At 32.4% G+C, this 19,214-nt stretch carries 21 protein-coding genes; 7 read left to right on the plus strand and 14 right to left on the minus strand.

Annotated elements, in window-relative coordinates:
- Positions 1–16: 16 nt before the first annotated feature.
- The 12 genes from ABJD27_RS07850 to ABJD27_RS07905 form a co-directional block, all read right to left on the minus strand.
- Positions 17–1,021: an NAD(P)-dependent alcohol dehydrogenase gene (locus ABJD27_RS07850; protein ID WP_348172487.1), complete on the minus strand. Its 1,005-nt coding sequence runs from the start codon at positions 1,019–1,021 to the stop codon at positions 17–19.
- Between the two features lie 21 nt (positions 1,022–1,042).
- A complete protein-coding gene (locus tag ABJD27_RS07855; protein WP_348172484.1) occupies positions 1,043–1,537 on the minus strand; it encodes a hypothetical protein in 495 nt (164 codons plus the stop codon).
- Between the two features lie 15 nt (positions 1,538–1,552).
- Positions 1,553–1,852, minus strand: a complete 300-nt coding sequence (locus ABJD27_RS07860; RefSeq protein ID WP_348172481.1) for an antibiotic biosynthesis monooxygenase — start codon at positions 1,850–1,852, stop codon at positions 1,553–1,555.
- Between the two features lie 69 nt (positions 1,853–1,921).
- Positions 1,922–2,335 (minus strand): nuclear transport factor 2 family protein, encoded by a 414-nt coding sequence (locus ABJD27_RS07865; protein WP_348172478.1) that lies wholly within the window; start codon positions 2,333–2,335, stop codon positions 1,922–1,924.
- A gap of 13 nt (positions 2,336–2,348) precedes the next feature.
- The gene (locus tag ABJD27_RS07870) at positions 2,349–3,440 is read right to left on the minus strand and encodes an NADH:flavin oxidoreductase (RefSeq protein WP_348202026.1); all 1,092 of its coding nucleotides are present in this window, start codon (positions 3,438–3,440) and stop codon (positions 2,349–2,351) included.
- Positions 3,430–4,020, minus strand: coding sequence for a peroxiredoxin-like family protein (locus ABJD27_RS07875; RefSeq protein WP_348172472.1), 591 nt, complete (start codon positions 4,018–4,020; stop codon positions 3,430–3,432). The genes ABJD27_RS07870 and ABJD27_RS07875 overlap by 11 nt, the downstream gene beginning before the upstream one ends.
- A gap of 95 nt (positions 4,021–4,115) precedes the next feature.
- Positions 4,116–4,520 carry a nuclear transport factor 2 family protein gene (locus ABJD27_RS07880; protein WP_348172469.1) on the minus strand — a complete coding sequence of 135 codons (405 nt, stop codon included), beginning with the start codon at positions 4,518–4,520 and terminating at the stop codon, positions 4,116–4,118.
- Positions 4,521–4,546: 26 nt separating this feature from the next.
- Positions 4,547–5,047 (minus strand): hypothetical protein, encoded by a 501-nt coding sequence (locus ABJD27_RS07885; protein WP_348172466.1) that lies wholly within the window; start codon positions 5,045–5,047, stop codon positions 4,547–4,549.
- A gap of 44 nt (positions 5,048–5,091) precedes the next feature.
- On the minus strand, positions 5,092–5,625 hold the full coding sequence (locus ABJD27_RS07890; RefSeq protein WP_348172463.1) for an NAD(P)H-dependent oxidoreductase: 534 nt from the start codon (positions 5,623–5,625) through the stop codon (positions 5,092–5,094).
- Between the two features lie 132 nt (positions 5,626–5,757).
- Positions 5,758–6,600 (minus strand): AraC family transcriptional regulator, encoded by an 843-nt coding sequence (locus ABJD27_RS07895; protein ID WP_348172460.1) that lies wholly within the window; start codon positions 6,598–6,600, stop codon positions 5,758–5,760.
- A 139-nt stretch (positions 6,601–6,739) separates the two neighbouring features.
- On the minus strand, positions 6,740–7,492 hold the full coding sequence (locus tag ABJD27_RS07900) for an SDR family oxidoreductase (RefSeq protein WP_348172457.1): 753 nt from the start codon (positions 7,490–7,492) through the stop codon (positions 6,740–6,742).
- A gap of 791 nt (positions 7,493–8,283) precedes the next feature.
- Positions 8,284–9,153, minus strand: coding sequence for a hypothetical protein (locus ABJD27_RS07905; RefSeq protein WP_348172454.1), 870 nt, complete (start codon positions 9,151–9,153; stop codon positions 8,284–8,286).
- Positions 9,154–9,650: 497 nt separating this feature from the next.
- Here ABJD27_RS07905 and ABJD27_RS07910 point away from each other — a divergent pair, with 497 nt between their 5' ends.
- The 6 genes from ABJD27_RS07910 to ABJD27_RS07935 all read left to right on the plus strand — a co-directional run bounded on the left by ABJD27_RS07910 (position 9,651) and on the right by ABJD27_RS07935 (position 16,043).
- Positions 9,651–10,049: a hypothetical protein gene (locus ABJD27_RS07910; protein WP_348172451.1), complete on the plus strand. Its 399-nt coding sequence runs from the start codon at positions 9,651–9,653 to the stop codon at positions 10,047–10,049.
- 88 nt (positions 10,050–10,137) lie between these two features.
- A complete protein-coding gene (locus ABJD27_RS07915) occupies positions 10,138–12,036 on the plus strand; it encodes a T9SS type A sorting domain-containing protein (RefSeq protein WP_348172448.1) in 1,899 nt (632 codons plus the stop codon).
- Between the two features lie 469 nt (positions 12,037–12,505).
- On the plus strand, positions 12,506–13,726 hold the full coding sequence (locus ABJD27_RS07920) for a sulfite oxidase (RefSeq protein WP_348172445.1): 1,221 nt from the start codon (positions 12,506–12,508) through the stop codon (positions 13,724–13,726).
- Positions 13,726–14,208: a monoheme cytochrome C gene (locus ABJD27_RS07925; RefSeq protein ID WP_348172441.1), complete on the plus strand. Its 483-nt coding sequence runs from the start codon at positions 13,726–13,728 to the stop codon at positions 14,206–14,208. Before ABJD27_RS07920 ends, ABJD27_RS07925 begins: the two co-directional genes overlap by 1 nt.
- Positions 14,192–15,163, plus strand: coding sequence for a rhodanese-like domain-containing protein (locus ABJD27_RS07930; protein ID WP_348172438.1), 972 nt, complete (start codon positions 14,192–14,194; stop codon positions 15,161–15,163). The genes ABJD27_RS07925 and ABJD27_RS07930 overlap by 17 nt, the downstream gene beginning before the upstream one ends.
- A gap of 4 nt (positions 15,164–15,167) precedes the next feature.
- On the plus strand, positions 15,168–16,043 hold the full coding sequence (locus ABJD27_RS07935; protein ID WP_348172435.1) for a sterol desaturase family protein: 876 nt from the start codon (positions 15,168–15,170) through the stop codon (positions 16,041–16,043).
- Positions 16,044–16,245: 202 nt separating this feature from the next.
- Here the strand turns inward: ABJD27_RS07935 and ABJD27_RS07940 are convergent, their stop codons facing one another.
- Together ABJD27_RS07940 and ABJD27_RS07945 are read right to left on the minus strand one after the other, a co-directional pair.
- The gene (locus ABJD27_RS07940) at positions 16,246–16,737 is read right to left on the minus strand and encodes a hypothetical protein (protein ID WP_348172433.1); all 492 of its coding nucleotides are present in this window, start codon (positions 16,735–16,737) and stop codon (positions 16,246–16,248) included.
- Positions 16,738–16,993: 256 nt separating this feature from the next.
- Positions 16,994–17,944: a M64 family metallopeptidase gene (locus tag ABJD27_RS07945; protein WP_348172430.1), complete on the minus strand. Its 951-nt coding sequence runs from the start codon at positions 17,942–17,944 to the stop codon at positions 16,994–16,996.
- A gap of 589 nt (positions 17,945–18,533) precedes the next feature.
- On the opposite strand from ABJD27_RS07945, the gene ABJD27_RS07950 reads away from it, so the two are divergent.
- Positions 18,534–19,085, plus strand: coding sequence for a hypothetical protein (locus tag ABJD27_RS07950; RefSeq protein WP_348172427.1), 552 nt, complete (start codon positions 18,534–18,536; stop codon positions 19,083–19,085).
- The last annotated feature ends 129 nt before the right edge of the window (positions 19,086–19,214 follow it).

Consider the following 19,214-nt stretch of genomic DNA (forward strand, 5'->3'; position numbering starts at 1 on the left):
CTGTATTTATTTATTCTTAATTTTTAAGAACGATTCTAAAACGAGCCTTACCTTCTTCTAGATGTTGCATTGCTTCGTTTACTTTTTCCATTGGAAATTCTTCCACAGTTGGATAGATATTATGCCTTGCACAAAAATCGAGCATCGTTTTTGTCAATTCAGGACTTCCAACACTACTACCACCAACTGTTTTGTTTCCAGCAATTAGGCTAAAAGCAGGAATTTCCATAGGTTCTAATACCGCTCCTACTGTGTGAAATTTTCCTTTCTTTGAAAGTGCCGATAAATAGGCATTCCAATCTAAAGTTACATTGGTAGTGTTTATAATAAGCTTGAGTTTTCCTTGAACAGATGCCAATTCTTCAGGGTCTCTAGAATTAATTACTTTAGATGCTCCCATAGCTAAAATTTCTTCCGTCTTATCAGGGTTTGAAGAGAAAGCAATAACCTCACAACCCCATGCTTTTAAAAATTTAAGTGCCAAATGCCCTAACCCACCTATGCCAATAACTCCAACAGAATCGGTAGGCTGAACACCTGCAATTACAATAGGGCTAAAAACGGTTGCTCCACCACAGAATAAAGGGCCTACTTTACTAGAATCCATTTCTTCAGGAATAGGAATTGCCCATGACCAATGTCCGCGAACATGATCCGCAAATCCACCATGCCTTCCAACAATAGTTGCTTCCGCATTATCACACATATTATGATCACCGTCCATACAGTTTGAGCAGCTCATACATGAAGATGAGAACCATCCCATACCAACTGTTTGGCCTACTGTAACATTCTTTACTGCGCTCCCAATGGCTATAACTTCTCCTACAACTTCATGGCCAGGAACTATAGGGTATTCTGTCATGCCCCATTCATTGTTCATCATGCTTAAATCAGAATGACAAATACCGCAATAAGTAACTTTAATATCAACATCTTCCGCTCCAATTTCACCTAATTCATAGGTAAACGGATTTAATTTTCCTTTCGGTTCTTGAACCGCGTATGCATTTACTTTCATATTAAATGATTTAAATTATTATTACTTCTTTTCATTAAAAATTTCTCGGAGTATTTGCCAATCTCCTATAGTATTTTTTTTCCAGACTATATGCCAATTAGAATCCGTATACCCAATGATTTCTTCATTTTCAAGATAGGTGATTTGATATTCGGCTTTACTCAATGCTAAACTGTCTGAAACAATTAACTCGTGTAACTTCCAGCTTGTAAGCTTTATCTTTTTGGTCTTCAACCTACTTTTGAAATGCGCTACTATGTTTGTTTTATCATAAACTTCGTTTCCATTTCCGTCGATAATAATTGCCTTTTCATCTAATAACTCATAAAATTCAGAAAGACTATTGTTCTTGAATCCGTTAGTCATTTTTTCAAATGATTCTTGAATCATTTGAATATCTTTTTGTCTATGATTCGTAATAAAAGTTTGTTCGTTTTCTGAGTTATTAACCATATTTCTTTTACATGATGTAATTGCAAAAAAAGTTACTAGAAAAAGGATGATTGAGTTTTTCATTGTTAGATTGAGTTTTTAATTAATATCTTCCAACACTTCAAAAATTTGTAAATCTATTTCACTGGTAAGTAGTGGTCTAAGCTTTTCAAAATCCCCTGTTTTATTTCTCCATTCACCATATTCTAAATAATGTTCGCTAGACTCCCAATATTCAATGAGCATAAATTTATGAAGCTCCATTGGGTAGGTTAATATTTTTGCATCCTCACAACCTTCATAATTTCTTGTTTCTGGGAGTATTCTTTTAAAGAAATGTTGAACTTTTTCTATATTTTTATATTGAGCTATTAATTCTATTTTTACCATTATTTTCATAAAAACTTTTATTATTGTGACTATTACTCTAGGTTATACAGTTTGAGAATTAATTGGTTTCACTATATATTATTCTGAATCTTGTCTAGTGTAAAATATTTTACTCACGATTTGCCACTTTCCATCTGCTTTTAATACATGCATAAAATCGATGTATGTAAATGTTAGAAATTGAATTTCTAATTGCGCACTTGCAGCATTGCCTGCTATATCTATAGAAACTACTCTAGTTTTCACATCCTTAAGAGGTGTGCCATCCATCCCTTCTGTTAATCCTGCGATCGCATTAACTTCTTTATATTCTTTACCAACCCATTTCATAGTGGCGGTAGGATGAAACGCTTTCGTTAACGTTTTAGCATCATTATTTACTAATCCTGTTAAATAATAATTTAATGTCGTTTCAATTTTCTGTAAATCGGTTTGTTGTGCTTGTACATTAATTGTTGTAATAAGTACAAATGCTAAAAGTGTGTTTTTCATAATTAAATTATTTTTATTTTTTAACAAAGTCTGGCCATGATTTCATCATTTCGATAAACTTTGGACCTAATCCTTCATGCTCTAAATGAGAGATAGAAATTGGTAATTGTTTTGATTTAAAATTTTTATCGTTCATGACTCTTAGCGGAAAGTCATGATGGAGTATTGCTGACTTTCCTATAGCAACAAAATCTACACCTGAATTAAGAATTTCATAAACTTCCTTGCCACCATTAATTTTACCAGCAACTGTTAGTTTAACGTTATTATAATCTAGTTCTAGAAAATGATCTAACAGCCTTTTATTTGTATCAGAATGCTTTTCAGGTTTTTTAAGAACATCCCATAGGGACAAGTCTAAAAAATCAATTTTATCTGAATCGATAAGCCACTGAGCTACTAATTTCACTTCATCCAATATCATCCCATAGCGCTCTGGTGATAATCGTACTCCAATAAGGAATTCTGAACCACAAGCTTTATAAACGCCATCAATAATTTCAAAAATTAAGCGAGCTCTATTTTCTAAACTCCCTCCATATATATCATTCCTATGATTAATTTCGCTACTTAAAAACTGCGCGAGTAGATAACCGTGCGCTGCATGGATTTCTACACCATCATAACTAGCTTCTTTTGCTCTTAAAGCCGCAGAAATAAAATCATCTTTAACTTGATATACTTCTGCTAAGGACAATGCTCGTGCATCATATTCTTTATTATCAGATGGACAAACAGGCTGACCATCTATCAATTCTTTTGGAGACCTCATTCCTCCATGAAAAAGTTGAATTACAGCAAGACTACCATGGGCTTTAATACCTTCTGCCAATTTTCGATGTCCTGAGAGTTGGATATCTGAATAGACGCCCAATTCTCCAGACCAAGCTTTACCATTGGCTTGTACATTCGAGGCACAAGTCATTACTAATCCAAACTGTCCTTTAGCCCTCATCGTTAACCATTTTAATTCATCGTCTGATAATGTTCCATTATCGTGACTTTGCTTATTGGTTAGAGGTGCTAACATAAATCGGTTTTTCATTGTCTTGCCAGAAGCAAAACGTAAAACCTCATTGGTTTGGACAAGATCATTAGTTTGCATTATATTGAAATAAGGGATTGTTTAAAATATCTTTTTCTGACTTAGAATCGGTATCCCAGTTTAAAACTTCAGAAACCGCTAAATGGTCATCATAAGTTTTTCCGTAATGTGCTTTTTTAACCTTCAAGTTTTCATCAATAAGAAAGTTTGCTGGTAATACTGGATCTTGAAATGTTGATTTTATATTAAAAAATCCACCTTTTATAGCTTTTAAAACTTTCTTAATATTAAAAGAAGTTTTAAACATCCCTTTATACGAAATCTCTATGCCATAACGTTTGTAAATTTTATATTCAGGGTCAGGAATAATTGGAAATGGAGCATTTTGCTTACCAGCATATTTTAATATTTCGCTTCTTGGTGAGGCAAATATTGCTAGGATTTCAATTCCTTTTTTTTCAAATTTATCATGCTCTTTTATTAAATCCTGTAATGCCATGTTACAAAAAGGACATGCTGCTTTCCTAAAAAATACTAAACACAATTTTTTACCTTCATAGTCTTTTAAACGTACTTCGTCGCGATTTATAGTTGTAGCAACAAATAAGTCTATTGAATCTCCTTTTTTAAATCTTTTCATATTAACTTTTTTTTATAATGCTATGAATGTGGTGGTAAAAGACCAGAAACAGATTTTAAAGATTTCGCCTTAAAACCCGTTTCTGGTTTTTAGTTTTAATTTTTTGAATGTGAATCGTAGACTTTTCCACTAATTTTCCATTCTCCATCCTTCTTGTACAGCACAAAGAAGTCTGTAAAACGCATCCCATTCCAATCAATAAATTCAACTTTTGCTGCAGCTGCAGGACCAGAAACGTCTATCCATGCGATACGACTTTTTACATCTTCTGAAGGACCTCCTGCATCTACAATTTCTGCAAATTCCTGAGTTCCAACATTATAAAAATTACCTTCTATTGAACCCACGATGTGAGCGTGATTATAAAAAGTAGATATGCTTAATTTTCCATCGCCTGAACGTGCACTTTGAATATATGGTTGTAAAGCTTTTGCCACTTCGTTATACTCATTAAAATTTTGAATCTCGTCTTGTGCTGTTTCCTTTGTTATTGTTTTCATTTTGTTATATATATTTAATTATTTTTTTACTTATATATTGATGTAATTGTCTGGTCAACATTCCAGATGTCGACTGTCATTTTCCATTCATTGTTAGCATTCTTTTTCCAAATTGTAACTCCTTTTTCAAATAAGTTGACTTGTTTTCCGTCTTCTCCATCAAAATTCACTAAAATTCTATCTACTGAATATCCAAGATCTCCACTTATAGACACAAAAGCTTCTTGTGGCTCCCATATAATTTTGAATCCAGGTAATGATTGAAATTCTTGTAGTGTTTTCCCGATAGCTTCATGTCCTTTTAATACACCTTTGTCTGGTGCCAACATTAGGGCATCACTGCCTATGAAACTAAAAAACTCTTCAGGACTTGCTGCTTTTGCCCATTTGCGATTAGCTTCCATTAAGTTAGCCTCTTCTTGTTTTTGAAGCTTAGCAATTTCTTGAGCTGTTGGTACTGCTTTTTCATTGTTTGCGCAAGAGGCTAAGAAAAGCCCAATTAATGCGATTAAGAATACTTTTTTCATTTTCTATTTTTTTTGGTTTATTTATTATTTAATTAATCTTATTACTATAATTTCTCTATGAAATTTATATAGTCTTTGGCATTAGTGTCAATATCTTCGTGAGTTGGATTATGTTCTTCTCCATAGAATGCATAAAGCGGTCTGTAGTCAGCTTTTACATATTTAAATGTCGTTGCAAAAGGAGTTGTTAATTCTTCTAGAGTATAATCATATCGTCCTGTTGCTCTATAATCTTCCTCTTTAATACCTGCTGTAATTGCTAGTGCAAATTTCTTACCTGCTAGCTTATAACCACTATTTTTACCATAGGCCCATCCATGAGCTAAAACATCATCTATCCATTTTTTCAAAAATGGAGGACAATTAAACCAATAAAAAGGAAATTGCAGTACGACTTTGTCTACCGACTCTATTAATTTTTGCTCTTTTTTTACATCTATATCTAGATCAGGGTAGGAGGCATGTAAATCGTGAATAATAATATTCTCTGGATGTTTTTTTAGTTCTTCAACCCAGCGTTTATTAATTTTAGAGCTTCCTAATTTAGGGTGTGTTACGACCACTAATGTTTTTTCCATAACTTCTTTATTTTTAGTACAACTATTATAATTATACGAGTACTATTCTCTTTATAATAACTTACATTACAAAGATATTAGAGAAGGAAATGTTAGAAATGGAGTAAAAGTCCGTAGATATGGACTTTAAGTTCAAACAGTAGTATTATTGCGATATTCGGTAGGAGAATTACCGATTTTCTTTTTAAAAATTCTGGTAAAATATAGGGGGTCATTGAATCCTACACCATAAGCAATTTCGCTAACAGGCATTTCTGTAATGCTAAGCAATTCTTTAGCTCTTTTAAGTTTCTGTTCAGTAATATAATTATGAGGGGTATCGTTAAATGCTTTTTTGAATTCTCGTTTGAAAGAAGATAAACTTAAGTTGCATAATTTGGCAAATTCATCTAAGCCTAAGTTAGAATAACGATGTAAATCAATAACCTTTTTTACTTGTACACTCCGAGTTGAATATAAATCAGATATTAACTCATGTATTGAACATACATTTTTAGATTGTATGAGTAATAAAATAAGTTCTTTTATTTTAAGTTCAAGAAGATCGTCATTTATTAAGAGAGGATTCTCAAAATAAAACTCTAAAGATTCAATAAATCTTGAAATTACTTCTTTAGAGACTACGATTTCACTTTGTTCATTACAATCGTTTTTTTCAATTAAGCTAGGCAGTTCTTTTGCATATAATTTTTTTAGTATTTCTGGATAGAGATGAACAACCATAGCTTCAACTTCTTCATTATCTGTTTCTTTAAGGATTTCCAAAAAGTGATTACCGCATTTTAATAATACAGCTTCTTGGCTATTTACTTGAACATTCTGATTTGCAGACATTAACTTAGGGGCTCTATCTTTATAGTAGATAAAACAGCCACTATTTTCAAAAATAGCTTCGTATTTAAAAGGAGTTCCTATTTTTACCTTTTCGATAAGTACTCTGTTATCGTATTCGAATGTCTGTCTGTCGAGAATCATTTATTTGTATTTATAATCATTTTATAATTATGAGGTTCGTATTCAAATTTAAACAACAATTTAGATAAACCTAAGCAAATATCTGTCTGTTATTCAGCAATTTTACGTGCTATCTAAATTTGAATACGAATTATCATTTTTAAAAGTCCTGAACTGTTGGACGAATTACTATTTCATTTACATCAACATCTTTTGGTTGCTCTATAGCAAATGCAATTGTTCTAGCAATAGAATCTGATGGAATAGCTATCTCATAAAAATCGTTTACAAAATCTGAACTTTCTTTATGAGAACTTCCATGTTTTAATTCAGAGTCTATAAGCCCTGGTTCTATAGTGGTTGTTCTAATATTTCCGCCAACCTCATGACGTAAACCTTCTGATATAGCACGAACGGCAAACTTTGTCCCACTATAAACGGTACCCCCTGGACTAAAAACTTTTACACCTGCAACTGAAGATATATTTATAAAATGTCCTGATTCTTGCTTCTGAAAAATTGGTAGTGCTGAAGCTATACCGTACAAAACACCTTTAACATTGATATCTATCATACGATCCCATTCATCAATTTTAACCTCGCTCATTGGTGCAATAGACATTAAACCCGCGTTATTAACCATAACGTCTACTCTACCAAATTCATTCACAGCTTTATCTACTAAACTTCTAACTTCTTCTTTTTTAGTAACATCCGTTTTTACAAATACAGCTTTACCGTTTGCTTCTGCATTAATTTCATTAGAAATAGTCTGTAAACGTTCTTCTCTACGCGCTCCTAAAACTACGTTTGCCCCTTTAGATGCTAAGTAACGTGCGGTTGTTTCTCCTAGCCCACTACTAGCACCAGTAATTACTACTACTTTTCCTTTAATGTTATTTTCTAAATTCATAATATTTTTTATTCTTAATTAAATCTTTGTGATTTAACCTTTAGATGACAAAATTATAGTTTAAAAAATGAGGCTTAATGGAGAAATTGTCCTTATATATGGATAATTAGGTCAACTTGATTCTTAATTAGTTTTAAAAATTTAATTTAATATTCAAGAAGTTAAACGCCTAAATTATTATTTCATAAAATATAGTTGACATTTATCACCTATGAAATTAGGATTCATTTAACCAATCTGCACATAGTTTTTTGAAAATCGCTGTAAGAATCATGATATATTATATTCAACAAATGGTTAAAGAATTCTGCACTTAAGCTTTTTTTAATGCTTTTGCTTTATTAATAACGAGAAATCTTCACTTTTTATTAAAAAATAACGTTTCCCTGCTACCTCTACGGCGATATATTTCTCTATGTTTTTAGAAAACTTAAAGACTCATCTTTGGATTGTTGAATGATCAACTTTTATACCTCGCATATTTAATAGCTCTTCTATATCTCGATAACCTTAGAGTGAATCTACATTTAAAATAAAGAGCTTGTAATATACTTCAAATTCCGATTTAGTCTGAGCTACCGTGATATTGAAGAATTGATAGCTATTCGAAGAGTCAAAGAAAGAACACTCGCAGGAATAGAAATCGTACACATTATTAGAATAAGGTCAGATATTGAATCCTAAAACTTCAATGTTTAAAACCTTTTGTTCACTGACTGCTTAATCTTTAAATTTCTTTCAAAATTATATACTAGGTGAAATAACGCGACAGAGCCATCGTAATTGAATATTTATTTTTTTCCAGAATTTAGATATTTAATCCCTACAATTTCACAAACATTGGCACATCCTCCATCAACATCTGTACAGTTTAAAATTGCTTGACTAGCATCTAATCTATCTTCAAAAGTTTCAGACCAGATTAAATCTCCATCACTATCAAAACAATCCACTTGCCAAGCTCTAGTTGAATTTTTATTTTCTATAGATGCATTAATTCTTGAAGTATTTTTTAAAGTAAAACCAATACCATCATAAGCTAGTGTCACATCAAGAGACTCGTTATTTTTACTTTTACTTATCTCTTCAACTTCTTGAAGTACTTTGTCTAAATTTTCTAGCTTTTTTTGTTTTATCTTATAACTAGCTGGTATATAGGTAATTTTGGCATTACAAATAGTAGCGCACCCTCCATTTTCTGTACATTCCCAAGTAGCAGAACCTGCGCAAGCTACATCATTTCCACACTCTGTAACTACAGTCTCTCCATCACTATAACTACAAGTCACGGTATAATTGTCATCTGGCCCTAAAAAGGCTTTAGATGATCCAGTGGAAAAAATATATGCTTTTTTAGAAACATTAAGAATTTTAAAATGTTCTGAAGGATTATCGGATATAATATTTTTGGTTTCAAATACGATAATTTTTTCTTGACTATCTCCTAAATTTTTCATCTCTGAAATAATGCCTTCTATAGTACTTTTTGAAACATCATTTTGAATAATTTTAGATTGAGAAAGTTCTCCATCTACAACAGTTTCTTTTTCAGAGCAGGAAAAGAATAAGATTAAACTTAAAATGAATAATAACCTAGCACTCAATTTTTGTAGATTGTTTTGTCTTATTATGTTTCTTGTTTTACTTTTTCTCGTCTTCATAATGTCTTAATCGGCTAGTAATCACTAATATACAAAAATATATTAAGCTGTTAATTAAATGTTCATAGCAAATTAAATATATCTTCTAGGAAATCCGTTACGGAAATCCGTAATAGCTAAAATTATTTGTATCCAAAAGTTCTCAAATATACATCTTTAGAACACATAACTTATTTAAAATGAATGAAATGACTGAATAAATAAGGGCGTGATAGGTTTTATTAATAAGCGTAACCTGTTAACCTCAAATTTACCAAAACCAATACAATGAAGTGCGAGGCAAAGATATGATTTTGGCGTTATGCAAGGTATGGGACGGTAATATCTTCACTCTTGTAAGGGAGAGACAAATCACATTACATTTGATAAGGTTTTTTGGTATAAGCTTCTAAAAATGCTTACGTATTTCCAAAGATTGTTACTAAATAAACAAAAGATGAAAAACAGTACTTTAGTTTTTTCTTTACATTAGTATCTATACTAAAAACTTAATACTAATGAAATTTAAACTACTTCTCTTCTTATTCTTTTTTGTGTCACTTACATCTTGTCAAGAGAACAAGACAAATAATTTGACTGATCTAAGCCAAGAGGTATGCACTAAACTGAAAAAACATCCTTTAGACACAAGTGAAGAAAAGAGTAAAGAAAATCAAAGACTAGGTAAAATACCTATGGAGGTTCTGAATTTTTCTTCATTCATAGAACACGTAGAAAACCTTTTACCAAAGCATAAAAAAAATGTTTTGGAACATTATCAAATTAATAAGATAGAAGATAAACATCTTCTAAAGCTTTGGGAAGATTTAATTCCACAAGTAGCTAATTGTTCAAATCTATCAGAGCAATATTTAAAAGATGGCTTTAAAAAGTTCAAATCATCCAAGGGCTTGTAGAATCGCTAGCATTCCAGCTAAAACTCATTATATTACGTATCTTGATGCTTGTGTATGAGCGCTTTTGATATTACTTCAAAATTATAAAATGAAAAAAATTATCTTTCTAACTCTTTTTTTGGCTTGCCATTTAGTCATGTGGAGTCAAACCCATACTTGGACAGGAAATGGAGATGGTTTTTTCTGGTCAGATCCTTTAAATTGGGATATGGGAACCATCCCTTTACAAAATGGTGAAGGAACTGTTATCATACCTGAGGGAGTAGAAGTACATTCAACTTCTGCCATCATTTTTACTAAAGGAGAGTTTACAGGTGGAGGGGCATTGAATAGTAACGGTACTTTTCAAGCAATACACACCTCAGAAACAAATGCTACTAAAACGTTATCAAATTTCACATTAAAAAATACAGGAGCGTTCACTATAACAAAAGCAGATGGGATTTCAAACCCAGAACCTTTTTTTATAAATGAACAAGCTAGTTTAATCTCTCAAACGCAACAGGGTTTTATAACAATAGACGGTGTTGACATTAGTTTTAACACGCCAAATCCTGGTTTATTAAATATAACAAGTCCATTTTTTAAAAATGGTGCTGACACTGTCACTATTGATATAGACATGTATATCTGTTGTTATGATTTTACCGTAACCGAAGGAACTTTACTTATTGAACCCTTTAACGAGAATACGATTTTAGGACCTACAATTCAGGTAGAAGAAAATGCAGGTTTAATTTTTAGTGGCGCTAATAATTTTGGACTCAGTGGCGGATCTATTGAGGGCTACAACCATGGGTATTTAGAAATTAAAAATAATGATGAAGCACATCCTACGGTCATCGGTGATTTATTTTATCGTGTAAACGGTATCATAACTTGGGATGATGTCACCTTTACGGGAGGTGGAACATTTAGAATACGAGAAGCAGATCTTCTTATTACAGGAAACCATGACATAACGCTCGATAATGTAATCGTGCTGGTACAGCCTGTAACTAGCTCTGCCATCTTGGGAACTGGAAATCCTTTTACTATTTTCCTTAAAAATGGCGCTCGGTTTAGTAATGGTAGTGATGAATTTTACCTAGATGGCGCCACTTTTATAGGGACTGGAACGGCTAATGAGCGATTTAGTAATTCTGGTATTTTAACTGTTTTGAACTCGACTATTGACCATCACTTTAATGGGTTAGAATTTACAAATAACGAATTAATATTATTAAATGAAGGCACCATACTAATTGATGACACTTCAAGTTTTTCTAATTATTTTTTTCAACATCCAGACTATCCAGAATTTATAGAATATGGAACTTTACAAGGTTCTGGAACATTCCAGTTTCCTTCAACATTTACTATTCCACTATCTAACAATGGGTGTTTTGATCCAGGACCAGGAATTCAGAAATTAAAAACTACAAATTATAATCAAACAGAAACTGCTAAATTATTGATAGATATTAATGGATATATTCCTGGAGTAGATCACGACATCATAGAGAACTCAGATGAGGCTTATTTTGAAGGTGGATTTGAAGTCAATCTAACTTTTGAACCACAAATTGGAGATGAATTTGTAGTGTTCTCATCAGACTCAGAAATCACAAATTGTGTTCCTGAAAGTACGACAACAGCAAGTTACAACAACTTAAATTATACGTTTGATGTTCTTTGCAATTTGCAGGACATCACACTTAAAGTATCACAAATACTTAGTGTCGAAGATTTCATAACTGATAAACCATCATTTAATCTAGCATCAAATCCTGTTTCGACTGAAGCAATTTTCAATATCGAAGATTTCTCCAGAACCAAAGATGCTGAAATAAATATCTATACCCTCGCAGGAAAAAGGATTAAGAGAATCACAAGTATTACTAAAAAAACAACTCTAAATACGGAAGAATTTTCTAATGGGGTATACCTTGTAAAATATGAATCTAATGGTAGATCAAATACATTAAAAATGGTGGTTCAGCGTTAAAACAAAAAACTCCATCCTGTGCTATCTCTACGGTGATTATGAAATAAATTGCCTCGTATAAGGTAAAACGCTTTAAATAAATCAGTTACAAAAAATATATGACTACACATAGTGAAACAAAAAGAGAAGTCTAAATCAGGCTTCTCTTTTTACTTTATGTTATTTCTCTTTTCTTTTTAATAACAGACTATACAAGCATTCTGTTTGTTTTGAAATCTTCTCAATGCTTTTTTCTTTAAAATGACTCGTGTATCTGGGTTTCATCTATCAGATGAAAAGAACAAAACTATAGTAATTAGAATAATATCAATATTATAATTTTATATTTATCTCATTTAGAACTACTTTCTCTTATAGGGAACAATTTGTTTTAAAAGTAAAGTATCATAGAGATTGCGCCGTAACAAAAGTTACACTGTAAGAATCTGAATTCATTTATATTTAGACATTAATAATCCTTTATCGACCAATGAAGAGAAGAAATTTTATTAAGAAGGCAACATTAACCTCTATAGGAACTGTTATAGGAGCAGAAATTGTATTTGCTCATATGATGCCAGAAGGCTATGTACCACTAGCGATACAAGATCCAGACCCGTTTAAGATGTTTGCAAAAAACAAAGAAATGGTCGTCTTAAATGATCGACCTTGGAATATGGAAGCCCAAGCACATCTTCTTAATGAAAAAATCACATCAAGCCAATATATGTTTATTCGTAATAATGGGAAAATCCCTGAGAATATAGATATAAAAAACTGGAAGGTTGTCTTTGATGGAGAATCAATTAAAGCACCAAAAACATATACCTTAGAAGAACTGAAATCAAAATTTCAACAACACACCTATCAATTAACCTTGGAGTGTGGTGGTAATGGTAGAAGTGAGTTTGATCCCCCGGCAAAAGGAAATCAATGGACTGTAGGTGCTGTTTCTTGTGCCACTTGGACGGGTGTTAGATTAAGGGATGTTTTAGAAGATGTAGGCATTAAAGATAACGCAGTATATATAGGTTATCACGCTGCAGATACTCATTTGAGTGGAGATCCTACAAAAGAACCAATCTCTCGTGGAGCTCCAATGGCAAAAGTGATGCAAGATGAAACATTACTTGCCTTTAAAATGAATGGAAAAGAGATACCACTTGCACACGGATATCCTTTAAGGCTTATTGCTGGAGGTTGGCCAGCCTCTGTTTCTGGCAAATGGATTACAGGAATAAGTGTGAGAGATAAAGTACACGATGGTACTAAAATGACTGGTACGGCATATAGAGTTCCTTGTGAACCTGTTGAGCCAGGAGAAAAGGTGAAAGATGAAGATATGTGCATTATCGAGTCAATGCCTGTTAAATCTTTGATTACATATCCTAAGACAGGAGCTACTATAGATGAAGGTAAAAAACTCAATATTAATGGACACGCTTGGGCAGGAGAACTAGCAGTTACAAAAATGGAATACTCTATTGATTTTGGTTCTAATTGGGTTTCTTGTGAAATTGAACCTGCAGTTAATCGTCTCGCTTGGCAACATTTTTCAGCAAGTATATCATTTCCTAAAAAAGGATATTATGAGGTTTGGGCAAGAGCTACAGATGCTCAAGGTGATAGTCAACCTATGGTTTTACCAGGGTGGAACCCTAAAGGATATTTAAATAATGCCTGCCATCGTATTGCGGTAAAAGTAAAGTAATGGACGATAAGCATCAAGAATTTAGACATAGCGTAAAGAAAATATACCACACTATAGTTGCCGTGTTTTCTTTGGTAGGAATTGTTGCCTGCTTTTTAATTTATATGCTAACGGACCCAGGGTTTTCCGCTTTTCGCGAAAGCGATACCTCTACAAGTTATACTGCTATCGACAAAGATGAAAATTGGGATACAATTGAAAACGGCATTCATATACGTACGGGTTTAAAAGAAGGTGAAGGTCTTATGGAAACAGTAAACAATTGTACCAATTGTCACTCTGCAAAGCTAGTAACGCAAAACCGAATGGATGCCAATCGCTGGGCCACTACAATAGACTGGATGCAGGAAACTCAAAATTTATGGGATCTCGGACAAAACGAAGAAATAATTATTAATTACCTAGTCACTAACTATCCTGTTCTGAAAAAAGGAAGGCGTGCTGCATTAGAAAATATTGAGTGGTATGAATTGGAAGACTAGTATATTCTTAAGTACCATTTTAGTATTCATCTCTTGCAAAGAGATGAGCAAGGATGCTACTATAGATTTAAATAAAGAAATAGCTATTGAGTCTATTACTTATGTGAATACTGATCATATTATTGAAGCCAATGAGTTGAAAGATTTGATGGGAATTCCCAACATCAAAATTGTACACTTCGGGAGAGAAAAGCAATATAAAGAGGGTCACATAAAAAGTGCAATTAATATATGGCGTACTGATATAGAAGATGCTTCTTATCCATATAAGGGTATGATGTGCTCTAAATCTCAACTAGAAAAACTATTTAGTTCTAGAGGAATAAGAAATGAAGATACCCTTATAATCTATGATCATGTTGCCTCTTGTGATGCCGCTAGATTATGGTGGATACTAGAAAATTATGGCTTCCATAACGTTAGAATTTTAAATGGAGGCATTAATGGGTGGAATGACATAGATGGTAAACTCACTACTGAAATTACACCAATTAAAGAGAGTAATTTTACCCTACCCGATGTCTCGCCAATGACGTTTTATGTCAATAAGGAGCAAGTGTTATCTGCTGTAAATGACAAAACACCTCCGTTAATTCTAGATACAAGAACAGTAAACGAATACACTGGAGTACGACAAAAGAAAGGGGCAAACTCTGGTGGACGCATCCCAGGAAGTATCCTTATGAATTGGGCAGATTGTGTAAACTATGAGAGCGATAAAAAATTTAAAGACTATATAGCATTAGCAACAATGTATGATTCTATAATCCCTAATAAAGAACAACTTGTTATCGCGTATTGCCATTCTGGAGTTAGATCTGCACATACTACGTTTGTACTTACGGAATTATTAGGGTATAAAAATGTAAAAAATTATGATGGTTCTTGGACAGAATGGTCGCAATTTGAAAATTATCCTAAGAAAAAAGATAGTATAACGACTATATTGAAATAACACTATGGAAAAATATATAAATGGTTTTAAAGATGCCTTTATAGGCACTATAGATTGGACTTGGAAATCAATTTTATTTGAAGTTCCTTGGTACACAAATTATTTTTATGGTCTCATCGTCATCTCTTTTTTAGTATGGACACTAGAAATGATATTCCCGTGGCGTAAAGAGCAATCTGTTTTTAGAAAAGATTTTTGGTTAGATGGATTCTATATGTTTTTTAACTTCTTTATTTTTTCATTAGCAATTAGTGGCTTTTATAAATTACTCCAGTTAGGTTTTGCAGAGATTGGAATAACAGATAAATCATTTGCATTATTTGACCCTTCAGGATGGCCTATGTGGACACAACTAGTCGTTTTCTTTATCATACTAGATTTTGTGCAATGGTTTACACATACATTATTACATAAATATCCTTTCTTTTGGAAATTCCATAAAGTACACCATAGTGTTAAAGAAATGGGATTTGCAGCACACTTACGTTACCACTGGATGGAAAACATCTTATACAAACCATTAAAGACATTTGCGGTAATGATATTATTTGGATTTGAGCCAGAACAGGCATATATCGTCCATTTTATCGCGATTACCATTGGTCATTTTAACCACTCTAATATTAAAATTACCTGGGGTCCATTAAAGTATTTAATTAATAACCCTGTTATGCATTTATACCATCACGCTTATAACTTACCAGAAGGCACATATGGTGTAAACTTTGGAATTAGTTTAAGTGTATGGGATTATATCTTTAAAACAAATTATATTCCTGAAGATAGTGGAACTATAGCGTTAGGGTTTCCTGGTGATGATAAATTTCCTACAGATTTTATAGGACAAACTGCCTACGGATTTAAAAAAGGTCAGAATTAATTAGATGAAGGCAACATTTTTTTGAGGATAAATTTCTTTTATACGCTTTCGCGAAAGCGTAATTAATTTTAATGCACGAATCATTTATACTTCATCATGTATAAATATGTGATTTGAGAAAATTGTCAGAAAAAAGAAATTATAATAAAATAGATTGGGCTTGACACCTAGGAAAGATGTCCATTTTAATTACATAACATTCTTATTTACAGCACATTTCATAAATTTCTACTATTATTACAAATAGAAAAAGTGCTCCAAATATAAAAGGGATTCCTTTTTCAACATTACTCATTTTTTTATAGCGCTTTTTATCATTTCCTTCGCCAAGTTTATCCCATTCGAAAGCAAATAATTTTAATGGTAGTAAATTCTCAATTTCATGAATCACTTTAAACTTCCCCGAATTTAATTTTCGATAGTTCTCCAATAAATTTACCCAATATATACATATCAAAATGGCACTAATCGACAAGCCTAAAACTAAATATTCATCATTTGCCAGACTATTTGTTTTGACATAACCAATAACCCCTGCAACTGATGTTGTTAATGTTAGGTAGAATGTATTAACTGTATTCCTTCTATCTGAAGCTTTTTCAGCCGATGCTACATACAACTTGTACTGTTCAAGAACATGCTCTTGTTCTTGAGTTTCGGGATACGTACCGTCTTTAAAATTTGATAGTTCCATGATATTACGTGATTATTTATGCTAACACATTGTTTATGTATGATTTATAGCGTTCGAGAACTAAGTTAACAAAAAAGAAAGGAAGACATCAAAAATTCAAAAAACGCTCTACATCCTTTTTAAAACACTATGAACGATACTTGATATTTTGGCTTGTTTTAATTCAGAAAAACATCTATAAGCGATACATATTATAAGCACTTAGATTCTAATAAATACACAAATTGCACATTTCACAAGGGTTTAAAATGTATAATTAAAGACAGCCAACTGCTTGTTTTATTCTATGTTTCACAATCTCAAACTGTTTTGGTGAAAACGTAGTTGAGGATGCATCACTTCTCATTATTGAGTTTTCCCATTCTCTCCAATAACCAGATGGAACATATCTCGCTCCTAGATGCCATCCACCTGGATCAGACGTAAATACATTTGCTTTAGGAGTTGGCGGTAAATACCAGGATTCATATGTTCCGATGGCACAGTATGTATCTAAATCAACATACTCATCATCCATATTTCCAAAAGAATGTCCAAATTCGTGTCTCACCAAAAACTTGAAACCATTACCGCTATCATATTTTGAAACGATCATATTGGACACTTTAGGGTTTAAGATCGTATTATATTCTGTAACACCTGGAAATTCGGCACCTCCGTAATAGTCAGTTGTATTGGCTATAATTATTGTATAAGCATAATCTCCTGTTACATAATTACCAAACATATATTCTAATGCATCCCTTCTCCAAGGTTCCATTCCTGCATAATACTCAAGACCAACTCTGTTTCCAAATACAGCCCATGGGGTCCTTGTATATGTATTTACACCTGTTGATGCATTACAAATGCTTGTAAACTGTTTTGTTTTAATTCCAGAGCTACTGGACGGTGAATCTACACGGTAAAAATTCAAGCTATTTGAAGCTGAAGTAAAAGGTTCCATATCTAATATGGCTTGCTTGGCAATATCACAGAGGTTTTTAAATTCTGTTAATTCCGATTCTTTAAAGCCTTCTGCTAAGAAAATAATGTTTGCAACACATCCTGTATTTTCTTGTCCTATTATAACAGGTTCTGGGATTGCAGGAGCCCTTTGTTCCAAATCAATATTGCCTTCTATATTCTGATCGGTTTCAAGCAAATCTTCTTTACTACAGCTGCAAATGGCAAAAAATATTAAAATCAAAAAGATACTTTTTTTCATAATTAAATAATTTTAAATAACGTTACTCTGATATGGATTTTAATTTCTATCATACTTATAAACAGACCTTTATTCTCCTTCTTTGCAAAATTAATGTCTAACTAATTTATGATATTTAAACAAATAAACCTATCCGTTAGCCTCGATAATACATAACATCCCCGTCTGACAGATGAAAGAGAAAACATTCTCGAGAGAACTACACTAGATCATTGTGCCTGTTTTATGATACTACTGAGACAAATGTTGTCTTTACGATGTCTGCCCAAGAAATAGGGTATCATCATTTAGGTGGTAGATTTAGAATAAAGTTAATGTGTAAATCAACTTGGTCTGACTGGATTGAGTATACGGGTGTTTTTATCTAAAATTAATACATCAAATAAGATAATTAATGGCATTCAATTATCTTATTTGATGTATTAATAATGTTGTTTTTGATAGGAATAAATATTCTTTGCCAGATAGACAGCAATTATTATCTCCACAACTTTGTCTATTTTTTCATATTCCAAGTCTGTTTCCATGTTATAAATTCATATGGGTTTTAATTTATATCTTGTTGATTATTAACTAAAAACACTTTGTTATGAAAATTTTTAGGCTTGTTTTTATGATGCTCTTAACGATGTTCCTTTTTAATAGCTGTAGTCCTGAGTCAGGTGATCTCGATGAAATCGGTGCTGAACATTTCACAATTCAAGATGCAACTCTAAAAGAAGGTTGCGAAAACCCTGATACAACAATAACTCTCCATGTTGGATTTACAGATGAAGGATATACACTCTTAGAGTCTATTTTTTATTTTAATAACTGGAAAAACTATGATGTATCTCATCCAGTTTATGGCTGTCTTACATTAAGAATTAAAGGAGCTGTAGCACATCCTAATGTTCCCAATAGATGGTATTTAATTTATCAGAAGGTTCTAAAAAATCAAGAGCTTTCAGGTTTTAATCAAGAATCTGTAACACTCTTCTACCCTAGCGATACAGAATCTTGTAGCTGTCGCGGACATGGAATTAGTGAGTTTATCGTAGATTCTAATCTTCCTGTGTATGCCTCTCTCGTTTGTAATGAATTTGTTATTCCAACGCCTGCATATTTATTTCAAGATATTACAAGGGTTTATTGTTTGTAGTCGGTTTTAATATACTAATAAGAAGCACTATTTAAGCAAAAGCCTTGGCATGATATGTCAAGGCTTTTATATTTCTAATTATCTAAGGTTCTTTTCTTAGTATAGTCATCTATCGTCCCATTAGTCCAT

The sequence above is a fragment of the Dokdonia sp. genome (assembly GCF_039945015.1).
Lineage (GTDB): Bacteria > Bacteroidota > Bacteroidia > Flavobacteriales > Flavobacteriaceae > Dokdonia.